Origin of the sequence: Arthrobacter ipis (assembly GCF_014694315.1) — a bacterium.
GTDB classification, from domain to species: Bacteria; Actinomycetota; Actinomycetes; order Actinomycetales; family Micrococcaceae; genus Arthrobacter; species Arthrobacter ipis.
Genome location: NZ_JAAOXD010000001.1, coordinates 1,037,311 through 1,053,089, shown reverse-complemented (window position 1 = coordinate 1,053,089; position 15,779 = coordinate 1,037,311). Strand labels below are relative to the sequence as shown.

Here is a 15,779-nt window from a genome sequence, read left to right as displayed (position 1 = left end):
GGCTCCAGCTTAGCCAGTCTGTTCTACGTCCTGTAGCAAATCCACGCGTGGCACTGTGACGGTTTAAAAGTTGCCCCGGAGGCGTTTAAACAACGACGGTGGCACGGACTCCGGTGGCAATCCACCGGCGCCCGCACCGCCGTCGTTATTGGCAGTTGGCTACAGTCGCAGGGTTACAGTCCCAGGTCCGCTTCGAACGCGCCCTCTTCGAGGCGGGCCTTCAGCGTCTGCAGGAAGCGACCGGCGTCTGCACCGTCCACCAGGCGGTGGTCGTACGTGAGGGAAAGGTACATCATGGAGCGGATGGCGATCGAGTCGTCACCGTTCTCGTCCTGGACCACTACGGGGCGCTTGACGATCGCGCCGGTGCCCAGGATGCCGACCTGCGGCTGGTTGATGATCGGGGTGTCGAACAGTGCGCCGACGGAGCCGATGTTGGTGATGCTGAACGTACCGCCGGACAGTTCGTCCGGGCCGATCTTGCCGTTGCGGGTGCGGTCCGCGACGTCGGCGATCTTGCCGGCCAGGCCGGCGAGGTTCAGGCTTCCGGCGTCGGAGATGACCGGAACCAGCAGGCCCTTGTCGGTGTCGACGGCGATCGCCAGGTGCTCGGCGTTGTGGTACGTGATTTCCTGCTTGTCCTCGTCGTACGCGGCGTTGAGCGTGGCGTGCTGCTTGAGGGCCTCGGCCACGGCCTTGGCGATGAAGGGCAGGAACGTGAGCTTGACGCCGTTCTGGGCCTGGAACGAGTTCTTGGCCTTCAGGCGCAGCTTGGCCACCTTGGTCATGTCCACTTCGTGGACCTGGGTCAGCTGGGTGGAAACATCCAGCGACTCACGCATGCGGCGGGCGATGACCTGGCGGATCCGCGGTGCCTTCTTGACGGTGCCGCGCAGCGAGGACGCTGCGGCCGACGGGGCTGCGGAGGCGGCAGGGGCTGCCGGCGCTGCGGCTGCCGGAGCGGCCTTGGATTCAGCAGCGGCCAGGACGTCCTGCTTGCGGATGCGGCCGCCGACGCCCGTGCCGGAGACGGAGGCGATGTCCACGCCGTGCTGGTTGGCGAGCTTGCGGACCAGCGGAGTGACGTAGCCGGACTCGCCGCCTGCGGCCGGGGCGGCCTGCGGGGCGGGTGCTGCCTGGGGAGCCGGTGCAGCCTGCGGTGCGGGTGCTGCCTGGGGCGCGGGTGCTGCCTGCGGAGCAGGGGCTTCAGCGGGCTTCTCGGCTGCCGGGGCGGGCTGTTCCGCTGCGGGGGCGGCGGGGGCCTCGGCGGGCTTCTCGGGAGCCGCAGCAGGAGCAGCGGCGCCGGAGCCGATGACGGCGAGGACAGAGCCAACCTCGGCGGTCTCGTCCTCGTTGACGCGGATTTCCTGCAGCGTGCCGGCCACGGGGGACGGGATCTCGGTGTCTACCTTGTCGGTGGAGACCTCGAGCAGCGGCTCATCAACTTCAACGGTGTCGCCAATGGCCTTGAGCCAGCGGGTGACAGTGCCTTCGGTGACGCTCTCGCCAAGTGCGGGCAGGGTAACCTCGTGGCCTTCGCCGGAGGAGGCGGGTGCTGCTTCTGCGGCGGGTGCTTCCTGGACGGGTGCTGCAGCAGGTGCCTCTTCGACGGGAGCTGCGGGGGCTGCTGCAGGTGCCTCTTCGGCGGGAGCTGCGGCGGGGGCCTCTTCGGCAGCGCCGCTGCCCGAGCCGTCACCGATGCGCACCAGCGGGGCGCCAACTTCAGCGGTCTCATCTTCGGCCACGAGGATTTCCTCGATGACGCCGGCGATCGGAGAGGGGATTTCAGTGTCTACTTTGTCGGTGGAAACCTCGAGCAGCGGTTCGTCCACCTCTACCCGGTCACCTACCTGCTTGAGCCAGCGGGTGACAGTTCCTTCGGTGACGCTCTCACCGAGGGCGGGCAAGTTAACGGATTCAGACATGTCGTCCCCGTTCTCCTTTATTGATCTAAAGTGCGGATGGTTGCTGCATTGTTCGGGCCTGGTGCACGCTGCTGTTCGAGCCGGGTGCACCAGGCCCTGGTTGTCTTGCGGAACGAATTAGCCGTGAAGGGCTTTGCCGGCGAGGGCCAGGTTGGCCTCGCCCAGGGCCTCGTTCTGGGTCGGGTGGGCGTGCAGCAGCTGGGCCACATCCTCCGGGTAGGCTTCCCAGTTCACGATCAGCTGTGCTTCGCCGATCTGCTCGCCCATGCGGGAGCCGAGCATGTGAACGCCCACCACGGGGCCGTCCTTCTGGCGGACCAGCTTCACGAGGCCGCCGGTGCCGAGGATGGAGCTCTTGCCGTTGCCGGCCAGGTTGTACTCCTGGGTCTCCACCTGGTCGTCGCCGAACTTTTCCTTCGCGGCCTTTTCGGTGTAGCCGACGGTGGCGATCTCGGGCTCCGAGTAGGTCACCTTGGGGATGTTGACATCCTCGACGATGACGGGCTTCAGGCCGGCAATTTCCTCGGCCACGAAGATGCCCTGCTGGTAGCCGCGGTGGGCGAGCTGGACGCCGGGAACAATGTCGCCGACGGCGTAGACGTTGCCCACGCCGGTGTGCAGGCGCTCGTTGGTGATGACGAAGCCGCGGTCGATGGTGATGCCGGCCTCTTCGTAGCCGAGGTTGGCGGTCACGGGACCTCGGCCCACTGCCACGAGGAGCAGTTCGGCTTCGAAGGTCTTGCCGTCAACCAGGGTGACCTTGACGCCGTCGTTGTTCTGTTCGACGCCTTGGAAGAAGACACCGGTGGAGAACTTGATGCCGCGCTTCTTGAAGGCACGCTCAAAGTTCTTGACGATCGCTGCGTCTTCGTTCGGGACCAGCGACGGCAGGCCCTCAACGATGGTGACGTCGACGCCGAAGGACTTCCAGACCGAAGCGAACTCGACGCCGATCACGCCGCCGCCCAGGATGATGACGCTCTTGGGGATGTTTTCCATCTTCAGGGCTTCGTCGGAGGTGATTACCTTGCCGCCGATTTCCAGGCCCGGCAGGGAGCGGGAATAGGAGCCCGTGGCAAGAACGATGTTCTTGCCCTTGTAGGCCGTGCCGTTCACGACGACGGTGTCGGTGCCCTGCAGCTTGCCTTCACCTTCGATGACGGTGATGCCCTTGGACTTGATCAGGCCCTGCAGGCCCTTGAACTTGCCGGTGATGATGCCGTCTTTGTACGCGTTGACAGCGGTGATGTCGATGCTGTCCAAGGTGACGTTCACGCCGTACTTGGCGGAGTCGCGGGCGTGGTCTGCCAGTTCGGCCGAGTGCAGCAGCGCCTTGGTGGGAATGCAGCCGTTGTGGAGGCAGGTACCGCCGAGCTTGCCCTTCTCCACGAGGCCAACGGTGAAGCCAAGCTGAACGGCCCGGAGAGCCGTGGCGTATCCGCCGCTGCCACCACCGAGTACCAGGATGTCGAATTCTTGCGCAGTTGCCTGATCGGCCACTTAGACGCTCCCTCGCGTGAACGATGACACGAGAGTACGCATCATCTGGTCTTGGAAATTGCTCTGCCGTGATTATGCCAGCAGGCCATTTCCCTTTCATTTGTGACTACCGTGGTTCACCTTAGCGAACCACTTATCCATGCTCCACCTTGCCGGTGCTTTTGTGGAGCGCTTGTGTCGAGTGTCACGCGGCTGTGTGGCGAGCGGATCACGCTGCCACACAGCCGCGGCGCACCGGCCTGTGTGGGTAGTAGACCTAGGCCAGGAGATCCTCGACGTAGGCCACCAGCGTGCGCACGGTGCAGCCGGTGCCCTGCTTCGGCGTGTAGCCATAGGGCGCCCCGTTGTTGAACGAGGGGCCGGCGATGTCGATGTGCGCCCACGGGATGGTCTGGCCGCCCTTGTCCTTGCCCACGAACTCGCGCAGGAACACGGCCGCCGTCATCATGCCGCCGTGGCGCTCACCGATGTTGGCGAGGTCCGCCACCTGGGAGTCGAGGCTGGGCCGCAGCTCGTCCGGCAGGGGCATGGGCCAGACAAGTTCGCCGGCCCGGTCCGCGGCCGCCTTCAGCGGGCCGGTCACGCTGTCCGCGCCCATGATGCCGGCGGTGCGGTTCCCGAGCGCGATCAGTTGGGCGCCCGTCAGGGTGGCAACGTCGATGATGGCGTCCGGGTACTCCTGGCTTGCCGCGACGATGCCGTCGGCCATCACCAGCCGGCCTTCGGCGTCGGTGTTCAGCACTTCCACCGTCTTGCCGCCGAACATGGTCAGCACGTCGGCGGGACGGGAGGCGGCGCCGGAGGGCATGTTCTCGGCAATGCACAGCCAGGCGGTTGCCTTGACGGGCAGGCCCAGGCCCGCGATGGCCAGCACCGTATTAAGCACGACGGCGGCTCCCGCCATGTCGCTCTTCATGTCACCCATGCCGAGGGCCGGCTTGATGGAAATGCCGCCGGTGTCGAAGGTGATGCCCTTGCCGACCAGTGCGATTTTCCGGGTGGCCTTGGCAGGGGAGTACTCCACCTTGACGAGCCGGGGCTGCCGGGCGGAGCCTTTGCCGACGCCCATGATGCCGCCGAAGCCTTCCTTCTCCAGGCGCTTTTCGTCCCAGACCGTGACCTTGACGGGCAGTCCCTTGGAAAGGTCCTTGGCGGCGTCGGCGAACGACTCGGGGTAGAGGTGGCTCGGCGGCTGGTTCACGAGCGAGCGGGTGGCGTTGACGGCCTTGCCCAGCAGGCGCGCACGGTCAAGTGCGGCGTTCAGGTCCTTATCGCCGGCCAGTTCGGTGAAGATGGCGACGTTGGCCACGGGGTCCTTGAGACCGTCCTTGGACGAACGGAACTCGGTGAAGGAGTACGCGCCCAGCGCGGCACCCTCGGCAATGGCGGCAACATCGGCGATGGTCGCCGTCGGGAAGGCCAGCGTGACGGAGGACAGCCCGGCAAGCTGGCGGACTGCGGAGCCCGCCGCGCGGCGCAGCCCCTCGCCCGAGACCTTTCCCCCGGCGTCGACCTTGCCGACGCCTGCCAGGACCAGGATGCCGGAGCCCGTTTCCGGAAGGCCGGGAAGGCGGACCGCCTGGTCCGGAGCGCCGGTGATGCCGAGGACCTTCAAGGAGTCGGCCAGTGCCTCGACGGACTTCGCCGTCAACGGGTTTTCCAGCAGGAACGGGCCGTCCGTGCCCTGTCCGACGCCGATGACCACTGCGTCGCTTGCCGCCTTTTTCAGGTCCCTTGCAATGGCACTAAGGTTGACTTCAGTATTCTTGACCACGAGGATCGGTCCTCAATTCTCTGTGATTGTTCGGGCAGGGAGCGCAGGCAAAAAGAGCCAATTCCGATCGTAGTCTCTGGTTCCGCAACTGCGGGGAAGCCCCCGGGAGCCGGGCCGGTTGAGAGCCGCGCCACATCGCCCCGAGGAATGACGCCGCCCTGCCGGGCGTTATGCAAATTAACTCCCTGCCCACGAAAGGAACTCGCCGTGTTTGAAAGGATTTCCGGCTCGCTGCTGGACCCCGACGCGCTGTATGCCAAGAACATTGGGCTGTTCCATAACCCTGAGCTCCGCGGGCTGAACCTGGTGATGGGCTTCACTGGTTTCGCCGATGCCGGCCACGTGGTCCGGCAGATCACGGACGAACTGCTGGACACGCTCGACTCCGAACGTGTGGCCGTGTTCGACGCCGACCAGCTGATGGACTACCGCTCCCGGCGCCCGCATGTGACCTTTGTCGAGGACCATCTGCAGGATTACCAGCCGCCCACCCTGGCCCTGTACAGGCTTGTTGACGGGCTGGGCAAGCCCTTCCTGTTCCTCGCCGGGTTCGAGCCGGACTTGCAGTGGGAACGTTTCGCCCGCGCCGTAGTGCAGATCGTTGAGGCACTGGACGTCAACCTGGTGACCTGGATCCACTCGATTCCCATGCCCGTGCCCCACACGCGCCCGGTGGGGGTGACTGTGCACGGCAACCGGCCCGAACTTATTGAAGGCATCTCCTCGTGGAAGCCGACCGTGGAAGTTCCGGCCGCCGTCGGGCATGTCCTGGAACTCCGCCTGACTGACGCCGGCCGCAATGTTGCCGGGTACGTGATCCACGTGCCGCACTATCTGGCCGAGGCGGAGTACCCCACCGCCGCTGTGGCGGGGCTGGAGTACCTGGGAGCAGCCACGTCACTGATGCTGCCGACAGACCGGCTGCGCGAGTCCGGCCGCGAAGTGGGCCGGCAGATTGCCGAGCAGATCGAGGCCTCGGAGGAAGTCCAGCAGGTGGTGGCCCGGCTTGAGGCCCGCTACGACGAAAAGGCAGAGGGCACGGTGCGCCGGTCCCTGCTCGCCAACGAGAACGATGAACTGCCCGACGGCGATGCCCTGGGCGCCGCTGTGGAGGCCTACCTCGCCCGGGAGAATCCGGCGCCGTAAGCCCCGTCACTGGAAGGCATAAGACTCGTCACTTGCAGGGCCAAAACCGGGCGAATTAAATAGTATTTTTGTTCCCGCCGAGGATAATAAGAGGGTGACTGCACCCCGCGCCTGGCTCATCTGGTCCATTGGCATCTTCTCTTACCTCGTGGCGGTGACGCAGCGTACGTCGTTCGGTGTGGTGGGCCTGGAGGCCACCGAGAGGTTCCACGCGAGCGCCTCGGCCATCTCCTTTTTCACGGTGCTTCAGCTGCTGGTGTACGCCGGCCTGCAGATTCCGGTGGGCGTGCTGGTGGACAGGTTCGGTTCCCGGGCAATGATTGCCGGGGGCGCCCTGCTGATGGGCCTCGGCCAGCTGCAGCTGGCGTTTGCGGACAGCGTCCCGGCAGGTGTACTGGGCCGCGTGCTCGTGGGCGCCGGCGACGCCATGACTTTCATCTCCGTCATCCGGCTGATTCCGCTGTGGTTCGCGCCCGCGCGGGTTCCGCTGCTAACCCAGCTGACCGGCATGTCCGGACAGCTCGGCCAGCTGCTGAGCGTGGTGCCGTTCGCCTTTATCCTGCACGCTGCGGGCTGGACCCCGGCGTTCCTTGCGCTGGCCGGATTCTCCGGTGTCGCCGTCGTGCTGGTTGTCCTGATGCTGCAGGACGTGCCGTCCGGCACGCCAAAGGGGGACGCGGCCAAGGGGCTGCGCGCCACGGGCGTTTCACTGTCGCGTGCGTGGAAGCAGCCGGGGACGCGGCTGGGAATGTGGAGCCACTTCACCATCCAGTTCAGCGGCACCGTGTTCGCGATGACCTGGGGCTACCCGTTCCTGATTTCGGCGCAGGGGCTCGACGCCGGCACCGTCGCCTCGCTCATGTCCCTCTACGTGGCCGGCGCCATCGGGGCCGGGCCGCTGATCGGACGCTTTGTTGCGCGGCACCCCCTCCGTCGCTCCACCATGGTTCTCCTCCTCGTCGCTGCCACCGCGGCAGCGTGGGCGGCCGTGCTGCTGTATCCCGGCCGCTCACCCCTGTGGCTGCTGGCGGTCCTCATCGTGGTGCTGGCCATCGGCGGCCCGGGCTCCATGATCGGCTTCGACTTCGCCCGCACCTTTAACCCGGCCCACCGGATCGGGACCGCCACGGGCATCGTCAACGTGGGCGGCTTCTTCGCAGCGCTCATGGCCATCTACCTGATCGGCGCCGTCCTGGACATCCTCAACTCGACGGGCTTTTCCCGCGGGGAGCTCTACGGCCTGGAACCGTTCCGCATCGCGCTCTGCGTTCACTTCCTGATCCTCGGGGTTGGCTCCGTCGCCATGCTGGTGGTCCGCCGCAAGGTCCGGCGGCAGATGGCGGCCCAGGGTGTGGTGGTGCCTCCGCTGTTGCAGGCAATGGCCCAGCAGCGCAGGGCACGGATTGCCCGCCGCAAGACGCCTTTCCGCGGCTAGAGGTTTTATCGCCGACAGCGCCACTGCACTTCTTGTGGGGCACTACTCCTTAACAACCGCCTGTTGTCCACATAGGGCCAGTCGGGTATCGCGGACGCGGTCACCGCCGTCGGAAGCTGTTTTCATGAAAGCACCCGAGCATCTCACCATCAGCGGACCCGAAGATATTCTTGGCTATATCCCGCACAGTCTTGGCTACTGGCCATCGCAGAGCCTCGTGGCCATGACCATGCAGGGCAAGCGCCTCGGAGCGACGCTTCGGGTCGACCTCCCGGAGGACGGCGGACGCCGCGGCCGGGAGGCATTCGCAAGGACTGTGGCGGAGTACCTTCTGGCGGACAAGGAAGCCGACGGCACACTGCTGGTCTTCTTCGACGACGGCGGTTTTGGCGACAGCCTTAACGACCACAGCCTTGACGGCGACGGCAGGGAAGGTGCGGCGGCGTTGTCCTTTCGGCCCCTACTCGCCGATCTGGAATGCGCGCTCGGCCTGGCCGGCATGCCGGTGCGGGACGCCTGGCGCGTCGGCGACGAGTACTGGCGCAACATCTACTGCGCTGACAGCAGCTGCTGCCCGCAGCCAGGCCGGCCCATTGCCGAGATCCGGGACAGCAGGCTCAATGCCGAAATGGTGTACCTGGGCAGCAGCGTCGGCGCGCCTCCGGGTACTCCTTCGCCCGGCGCCGCGGACACTCCGGCAGCGGACGATGCCGTTGTCATGGCAGCTGAACGCGAGTGGACTCTGGCCTTGGCCGGCAAGGGGACTCTTCGGGCGCAGTTCGACGCGGTCCTCGATGCCTGGGCAGCTGCGCTGGAGATCGTTTCGCCTGAAGCCGTTCCGGGGGGAGGCGTCTCGGGGCCAGTCGTCCCCGGCGGATCGGCGCTTCCGGCCCGTTCACTCTCCGGCACGCCAGACGGCCTTGAACCGGAACTCGCCGGCTTCCTGCGCGCGTCCCTCAGTGTTCCGGCCTGGCGCGACGCCGTCCTGGTCATGGCGGCCGCGGGGCGCGCCGCAGCGGCCGCAGGTGCGGAAGCCTTTGGGATTTTCTCCGCGGGGGAGGGATTGCCCGTGTCCTGCCCGCCGCTGCCGGAAACGCAAGTGACTCCGAGCTGTCCCGAACAAGGGCAGGCACCAAACAACCCCGAGCATGCGCCGATCTCCAGCTGCGGCCCGGATGCCCTGCCCGGCTATGGCGAAGTCCTACTGGGCCTGAGTCCACCCGTGCCGGACTGGGACACGTTGAATCGCCTGGAGGGCCTGATGGTGGGGCTCTCGTGCGGCGCGGGTGAGGCGCAGGCAGCGGCACTAACGGCCGCCGGCTGGATCGAATGGTGCCGCGGGAGGGGTTCCTTCGCGCACGCATCATTGACCCGGGCCATGGAAGCCAGCCCGGGCTACCGGTTGGCCGAGTTGCTGTCCGAGGTGGTCCGGCGGGGAACGATCTGCGGCTGGGCAGGGCGCAGTGAGGCCGCGTGGCAGAGATTCGGATCGGACGCTGCGTAGAGCAAAGGGGCGGGACCGAGTGCAGGTACCAGGCACGGCCCGGGGTGCATGCCCCCACTCGGCGGAAGACAGAGGCATGCCGAAGCCGACGCGCCCCGCCGGCGGGGTGTATTACGGCCCGGTCGGCCCCTGGTGCGGAAAATCGTGAGACAATGGAGGCCGAGACCCGGTTGGGTCCGTGAATCAATGCTTGCAGTGGATCCCATTCGGGAACATTGCGGCCGCCCCGGCAGTTCTACTTAGTGGCCCTGTCGGTCGGATGCATCTGATGTGAATCACGGACTTGACAGGGTCATAGTGGTGTTGCCCGAAGGTGACTCCACAGACCGCCGCTAGAAAGGTTTTCTGTGACCCCGTCTTCCGCGAAGAAGGAACCCGCCGCCCTGGCCGTTGAAACTGCCGAGGAGAAGCCGGCGGCATCCAGCGCCAAGCGTGCCGCCACCCGTGCCGCTGGGAAGCCCGAGCCCAAGAAGCGCGGACCCAAGCCCGGAGCCAAGGCTGCGGCCGAAGCTGCCGGAAGCCGCTCAACCGATGACGATGCGGAAGTCGAGGAGGACCTCGACGAAGCGCAGCCCGACACCGCTGATCTGGTCGATGAACCCGACGAGGCCGGCAAGGAAGCCGCAGCGCCTACCGGTTCGGGATTCGTTTACTCTGACGCCGATGACGACGACGCACCTGTGCAGCAGGTCATGTCGGCCGGCGCCACCGCCGACCCCGTCAAGGACTACCTGAAGCAAATCGGCAAGGTAGCCCTCCTTAACGCCGAGCAGGAAGTTGACCTCGCGCTCCGCATTGAGGCCGGCCTGTTCGCCGAAGAGAAGATCGCCGCCGACGACGGCTCGATGGATCCGAAGTACAAGCGCGAGCTTGAGTTCATCATCCATGACGGCAAGCGCGCCAAGAACCACCTGCTCGAGGCCAACCTCCGTCTCGTGGTGTCGCTGGCCAAGCGCTACACCGGTCGCGGCATGCTGTTCCTGGACCTGATTCAGGAAGGCAACCTCGGCCTCATCCGTGCCGTTGAGAAGTTCGACTACACCAAGGGCTTTAAGTTCTCCACCTACGCCACTTGGTGGATCCGCCAGGCCATCACCCGCGCCATGGCGGACCAGGCCCGCACCATCCGTATCCCGGTGCACATGGTGGAAGTCATTAACAAGCTGGCCCGTGTCCAGCGCCAGATGCTGCAGGACCTGGGCCGCGAACCCACGCCCGAAGAGCTGGCGCTTGAGCTCGACATGACCCCCGAGAAGGTCGTCGAGGTCCAGAAGTACGGCCGCGAGCCTATTTCGCTGCACACCCCGCTTGGCGAGGACGGCGACTCCGAGTTCGGTGACCTGATCGAGGACTCCGAAGCCGTGGTGCCCGCCGACGCCGTGAGCTTCACCCTGCTGCAGGAACAGCTGCACTCCGTGCTGGACACCCTGTCCGAGCGCGAAGCCGGTGTTGTTGCCATGCGGTTCGGCCTCACGGATGGCCAGCCGAAGACTTTAGACGAAATCGGCAAGGTCTACGGCGTTACCCGTGAGCGCATCCGTCAGATCGAATCGAAGACGATGTCCAAGCTCCGCCACCCGTCCCGGTCGCAGGTCCTGCGGGACTACCTGGACTAGGAAACGCTGGGCTAGTACACACGAACAAAGGCCAGGCCTTCCGTCGAATCGGCGGCAGGCCTGGCCTTTGTCGTACCCGGGTGTCTTGTTGTTGGCACGCGAGACTGGAGACGCGATGAATAGGGGCGTACGCCGGCGGTCGGATTTCGGGCAGCATTGAATCGCGGGAGTTCGGCGCAGCCGACAGGCGACCAACCTATGCGGGCGGAGCGGTAAGTGTGGCCGGTGGGCGTCGTCAGTTCGATGCTGCAGCGGTGCCGGGAAGAGACGCCGTCGGGAGTCCATGGCCACCAGGTCACCCGTCCCGGGCGCGGTGAAGAGCCGCCGAACCCAGGTCTTGGAGCTCCTTCACATCGGCTGTGGAGCAGCCGAATCGTGCACCGCGGGATGGACACGACGCGGCTCTCCCAGTCCGGCGATGAGGTCCCGTGCCCAGTCAGCCAGGACGACGCCGTAACCGGGGGCAGCGCCGCCAGAACTGAGACGCCCTGCTGGACGGGCGGCAGCGCCGTGAAATGGGTCATGCAGTCCGGCGCCGGGCGCAGGCTTACCCTGCGCTCCGATGCGGCATGGCTGGCCCGCTGGGCCACGGAACGGGGATTCCGCCGGATAGCTGCCGCCCGGACGGCTGCCACCATGGCCCGGGTCACGGCGCCCTTGAAGGTTCCGGTCTCTGCCGCTAGCTCCTCATCAACGGCAGTCCGGTCGGCCACTGACAGGACCGCTGTTTCCCTGGCGAACAGGATGACCCGCTCTTCATTCAGCTGCCCTGTATCCAGCGCGGCCAAGGCGTGGGGCATCTGCACCAGGGCTTTTGCTGTGCAGAGGAGCCGGTTCCCGCCGTTTGGGGACTCGCCCCTGACCAGCGCGATCTGCTCGGCCGCGCCCAGGCCCCCGTCTTTGCCGCGGTCCCTGCAGCGCTGGATGGAACACCGTCGTCAAAGTGGTCCTCGTCGAAAGGACGGTCGGCGAACAGAGCCTCAGGAAACGGGTCCTCCGGAAAGGATGCCGGAAACGCGGCGTCGAGGTCATCGTCATACGGCAACCCGTAGTACGGATTGGCGTCGGGAACCGCGGCGCCGGAGAACGCGGCAGCCAGCAGGGTGCCGGCGCCCGCGCGGACCGCCAGAGCCCGTTCCGATGCCCCAATTCCATCCATAGATACAGTCTGAGGAGGGGGTATGACATTTGAGCGCGGCAACCGTGCCGGCGACAAATAAGGGCGACAAAGAAAAAGCCAGGACCCCGCGCGGGGGCCCTGGCTTTAAGCTTTGTTGTCTAGTCGACCGGAACCGGTGCCTTTTCGTGCAGCCGGTCCGTCTCATCGTGCCAGTCCGAGCTGAGCGGCCTAAGGGTCGCTTCGACGGCGCGTGAATGGTGGGCGCAGAAGAGCAGCTCACCTCCGGAGGACTCGAGTACAACCCGGACGTATGCCTGCGCTCCGCAACGGTCACACCGGTCAGCTGCGGTTAGCGTGCGGTCGGCAACTGCTGTTGTCATGTCGGCCTCCTTAGTAGATCTGTACATCTATATAACCAGCATTCGCTGACAAACCATGGCAAGGATGGGTCACTTTCGCTGTCCGCGTATCACGTCTGCGTAACGAACGCCCGGAGCGGCGGCCCGTGTCGGGAGTGGCAGTCAGGCGTTCGTCGGTGGCGGGACTAGGCTAGAGGGAGCCTTTTACGCTGATCCGGCCTGTTCCTCAAAGGAGTTCACTACCTGTGGCACCGAGTTCTGATTACACCGCCCGCCACCTTTCGGTGCTGGAGGGGCTGGAGGCCGTGCGCAAACGCCCCGGCATGTATATCGGATCCACGGACTCCCGCGGCCTCATGCACTGCCTCTGGGAAATCATCGACAACTCCGTCGACGAGGCGCTGGCCGGCTTCGGCCACGACATCAGGATCATCCTGCACGCGGACAACTCTGTAGAGATCCACGACGACGGCCGCGGCATTCCCGTCGACGTCGAACCAAAGACCGGCCTCACCGGCGTCGAGGTGGTCTTCACCAAATTGCATGCCGGCGGCAAGTTCGGCGGCGGCTCCTACACCGCCTCCGGCGGCCTGCACGGCGTCGGTGCCTCCGTCGTCAACGCGCTCTCGGCACGCCTCGACGCGGAGGTGGACCGGGGCGGCAAGACCTACAAGATGTCGTTCCGCCGGGGTGAACCCGGCCGCTTCAATGACAACGGCCGGCCCAACCCCACCGCCACGTTCGCTCCGTTCGTCGAAGACTCTGTCCTCGACGTCGTCGGTAAGGCGAAGCGCGGCGTCACCGGAACGCGTATCCGCTACTGGGCGGACACACAGATCTTCACCGCGGACGCGCGGTTCTCCTACGAGGAACTCACCGCCCGGGCCCGGCAGACCTCCTTCCTGGTGCCCGGCCTGAAGATCACCGTCCGGGATGAGCGCAAGCTCCCCGGCACGCCCGGTGAACTGGGAGCGCACGAGGAAGTGTTCCACCACGACGGCGGCATCTCCGAGTTCGTGGAATTCCTCGCCGCAGACTCCGGGGTCACGGACGTCTGGCGCCTGCATGGCGCCGGCAAGTTCAAGGAAACCGTTCCCGTGCTGGACGAGAAGGGCCACAGCAAAATCGCCGAAGTGGAACGTGACTGCGAAGTGGACGTCGCGCTGCGCTGGGGGATCGGCTACGACACCACAGTCCGCAGCTTCGTGAACATCATCTCCACGCCGAAGGGCGGCACGCACCAGGCCGGCTTCGAGCAGGCCCTCGTGAAGACCTTCCGGAAGACCGTGGAAGCCAACGCCCGAAAACTCAAGGCCGGCAACGACAAGATCGAGAAGGACGACATCTTCGCCGGGCTCACCGCCGTCCTGACCGTGCGCCTCGCCGAGCCGCAGTTCGAGGGCCAGACGAAGGAGATCCTCGGCACCTCCGCGGTCAAGGCCATCGTGGCCCGGGTGGTGGAGAAGGAGATCGCAGCCAAGCTCAACTCCTCCAACCGCAACGACAAAGCCCAGTCCGCGCTGCTGCTGGAAAAGATCGTCAGCGAGATGAAGTCGCGCATCTCCGCCCGCGTCCACAAAGAGACGCAGCGCCGGAAGACCGCGCTCGAGACGTCGTCAATGCCCACCAAGCTTGCGGACTGCCGCACGGACGACGTCGCCCGCTCCGAACTGTTCATCGTGGAGGGCGACTCGGCCCTCGGCACGGCCAAACTGGCGCGCTCCTCCGACTTCCAGGCACTGCTGCCGATCCGCGGCAAGATCCTCAACGTCCAGAAGGCTTCAGTGGGCGACATGCTCTCCAACGCCGAGTGCGCGGCCCTTATCCAGGTGGTCGGGGCCGGTTCCGGACGCAGCTTCGCGATTGAGGCGGCCCGCTACGGGAAGGTCATCCTGATGACCGACGCCGACGTCGACGGCGCGCACATCCGCACGCTGCTGCTCACCTTGTTCTTCCGCTACATGCGTCCCATGGTGGAGGCGGGCCGGGTCTTCGCGGCCGTCCCGCCGCTGCACCGGGTGGAAGTCATCAATGCCGGGCAAAAGGCCAACGAGATGATCTACACATATTCCGAGGCTGAACTGCACAGCCTGCTGGCGAAGCTCGCCGCCGAGGGCAGGAAGTACAAGGAACCCATCCAGCGCTACAAGGGCCTTGGCGAGATGGACGCCGAACAGTTGGCCGAGACCACCATGGACCCCCGGCACCGCATGCTCCGCAAGGTGAACATCGAGAACGCGCAGCAGGCGGAAGCCACCTTCGACCTGCTGATGGGATCGGACGTCGCGCCGCGCAAGGACTTCATCATCGCCGGTGCCTCCAGCCTGGACCGCGAACGCATCGACGCCTGAGACGCGGCGCCCAACGTCGGCCGGAGCCTGCTCAACCAGCAGGCGGGCCGGCTCAGCCCAGCAGGCCGGGAACGATCAGCAGGGCGGTGGGCATCGCCAGTAGCAGCGCGCACACGGCAAGGACGGCTGCGCGGAGGCCTCCGCCGAGCGGCGGCCGGGGTGAGAGAAGACGGCTGACGCGTGACGCCGTCGTACTTGCCGGGCCGGCGCCGCCGGCACCGTCCGGCAGCTGCAGGCTTGCCCCCGCAAGCCCGGGGGCTGCGGCCGGTTCGACGACGGCGGCCCCCGCGGGCGCTGCCGAACCGCTGGCGACGATGGCTATCGCCTTGATCAGCGTCACCTTGCTCTCCGTCTTCAGAGCAACGTCGTCCGCCAGCATTTCGATCAGGGAGTTCACGGCTTCCTGGGCGAGGCGTGTGGTGGGCAGCCACGGCAGCGCCTGGCGCCATGCGGCGAAGGCCCACAGCAGCAGGTGGTGGCGCTGGGTCAGGTGCGCGTTTTCGTGAATCAGGACGGCACGCAGCTCCGCCGGTTCAAGGGCCGCCATGAGTCCGTCGGAGAGCACCGTGACAGAGCGGGCGCCGCCCGGCAGGCAGTACGCCACCGGGGAATCGTGGTTGATGACCACCGTGCCGGGCCCGTCGTCGGACGGCGATGCCAGGAGGGCCAGCAGCTCGCGGTGGCGCCTGCGCTGGCGCTCAATCTTGTAATAGGTCAGCAGCAGCGTGAAGACGAGGTGCGCTGTCAGCAGCGCCGCGGCGGAAAGCGCGAAGAGATGCCAGAATCCCAGCGCGGTGGTGGGCGCCGCAAACAGGACCATGCCTGCCAGCGCGCGCAGGCCCGCCAGGAGGTTGTCGCCGACGGGTTCAAGGCCGTACACCAGCATGGCGCCGATCATGGACAGCCCGCCGGCAAGGCCGATGGCCTGCCACAGCACCATGGCCGTAAAAGGGTCGCGCGCCGGCCAGTGGGCGCGCGAAAGAAGGATAGGTACCGGCCAGGCCAGTACTATCGCCAGGACCGCCAGGAAATATGAGGTCCAGAACATC

Annotated in this window: 11 protein-coding genes; 5 read left to right on the top strand and 6 right to left on the bottom strand. The window is 66.2% G+C overall.

Features of this window, described 5'->3' with window-relative positions; genetic code table 11:
• Positions 1–173: 173 nt before the first annotated feature.
• From sucB to G9E11_RS04980, 3 genes are all read right to left on the bottom strand, one after another.
• The gene (sucB, locus tag G9E11_RS04990; RefSeq protein ID WP_190603364.1) at positions 174–1,925 is read right to left on the bottom strand and encodes a 2-oxoglutarate dehydrogenase, E2 component, dihydrolipoamide succinyltransferase; all 1,752 of its coding nucleotides are present in this window, start codon (positions 1,923–1,925) and stop codon (positions 174–176) included.
• A 117-nt stretch (positions 1,926–2,042) separates the two neighbouring features.
• Positions 2,043–3,425: a dihydrolipoyl dehydrogenase gene (lpdA, locus tag G9E11_RS04985; protein ID WP_190603362.1), complete on the bottom strand. Its 1,383-nt coding sequence runs from the start codon at positions 3,423–3,425 to the stop codon at positions 2,043–2,045.
• 256 nt (positions 3,426–3,681) lie between these two features.
• Positions 3,682–5,199, bottom strand: a complete 1,518-nt coding sequence (locus G9E11_RS04980) for a leucyl aminopeptidase (protein WP_190603360.1) — start codon at positions 5,197–5,199, stop codon at positions 3,682–3,684.
• A 207-nt stretch (positions 5,200–5,406) separates the two neighbouring features.
• Between G9E11_RS04980 and G9E11_RS04975 the strand changes: the two genes are divergently transcribed.
• From G9E11_RS04975 to G9E11_RS04960, 4 genes are all read left to right on the top strand, one after another.
• Positions 5,407–6,345 carry a proteasome assembly chaperone family protein gene (locus G9E11_RS04975; protein ID WP_190603358.1) on the top strand — a complete coding sequence of 313 codons (939 nt, stop codon included), beginning with the start codon at positions 5,407–5,409 and terminating at the stop codon, positions 6,343–6,345.
• 94 nt (positions 6,346–6,439) lie between these two features.
• Positions 6,440–7,780 (top strand): MFS transporter, encoded by a 1,341-nt coding sequence (locus G9E11_RS04970; protein WP_190603356.1) that lies wholly within the window; start codon positions 6,440–6,442, stop codon positions 7,778–7,780.
• 124 nt (positions 7,781–7,904) lie between these two features.
• A complete protein-coding gene (locus tag G9E11_RS04965) occupies positions 7,905–9,284 on the top strand; it encodes a DUF4192 family protein (RefSeq protein WP_190603354.1) in 1,380 nt (459 codons plus the stop codon).
• A gap of 347 nt (positions 9,285–9,631) precedes the next feature.
• Positions 9,632–10,900 carry an RNA polymerase sigma factor gene (locus tag G9E11_RS04960; RefSeq protein ID WP_190603352.1) on the top strand — a complete coding sequence of 423 codons (1,269 nt, stop codon included), beginning with the start codon at positions 9,632–9,634 and terminating at the stop codon, positions 10,898–10,900.
• A gap of 760 nt (positions 10,901–11,660) precedes the next feature.
• On the opposite strand, the gene G9E11_RS21455 is transcribed toward G9E11_RS04960, so the two are convergent.
• Both G9E11_RS21455 and G9E11_RS04950 read right to left on the bottom strand, forming a co-directional pair.
• Positions 11,661–12,059: a hypothetical protein gene (locus G9E11_RS21455; protein ID WP_190603350.1), complete on the bottom strand. Its 399-nt coding sequence runs from the start codon at positions 12,057–12,059 to the stop codon at positions 11,661–11,663.
• 119 nt (positions 12,060–12,178) lie between these two features.
• Positions 12,179–12,400, bottom strand: coding sequence for a DUF7455 domain-containing protein (locus G9E11_RS04950; RefSeq protein ID WP_111903465.1), 222 nt, complete (start codon positions 12,398–12,400; stop codon positions 12,179–12,181).
• Between the two features lie 224 nt (positions 12,401–12,624).
• On the opposite strand from G9E11_RS04950, the gene G9E11_RS04945 reads away from it, so the two are divergent.
• Entirely contained in the window at positions 12,625–14,730 is a 2,106-nt protein-coding gene (locus G9E11_RS04945) for a DNA gyrase/topoisomerase IV subunit B (RefSeq protein ID WP_190603348.1), read from the top strand.
• A gap of 52 nt (positions 14,731–14,782) precedes the next feature.
• On the opposite strand, the gene G9E11_RS04940 is transcribed toward G9E11_RS04945, so the two are convergent.
• On the bottom strand, positions 14,783–15,778 hold the full coding sequence (locus tag G9E11_RS04940) for a M56 family metallopeptidase (RefSeq protein ID WP_190603347.1): 996 nt from the start codon (positions 15,776–15,778) through the stop codon (positions 14,783–14,785).
• Position 15,779 lies beyond the last annotated feature (1 nt).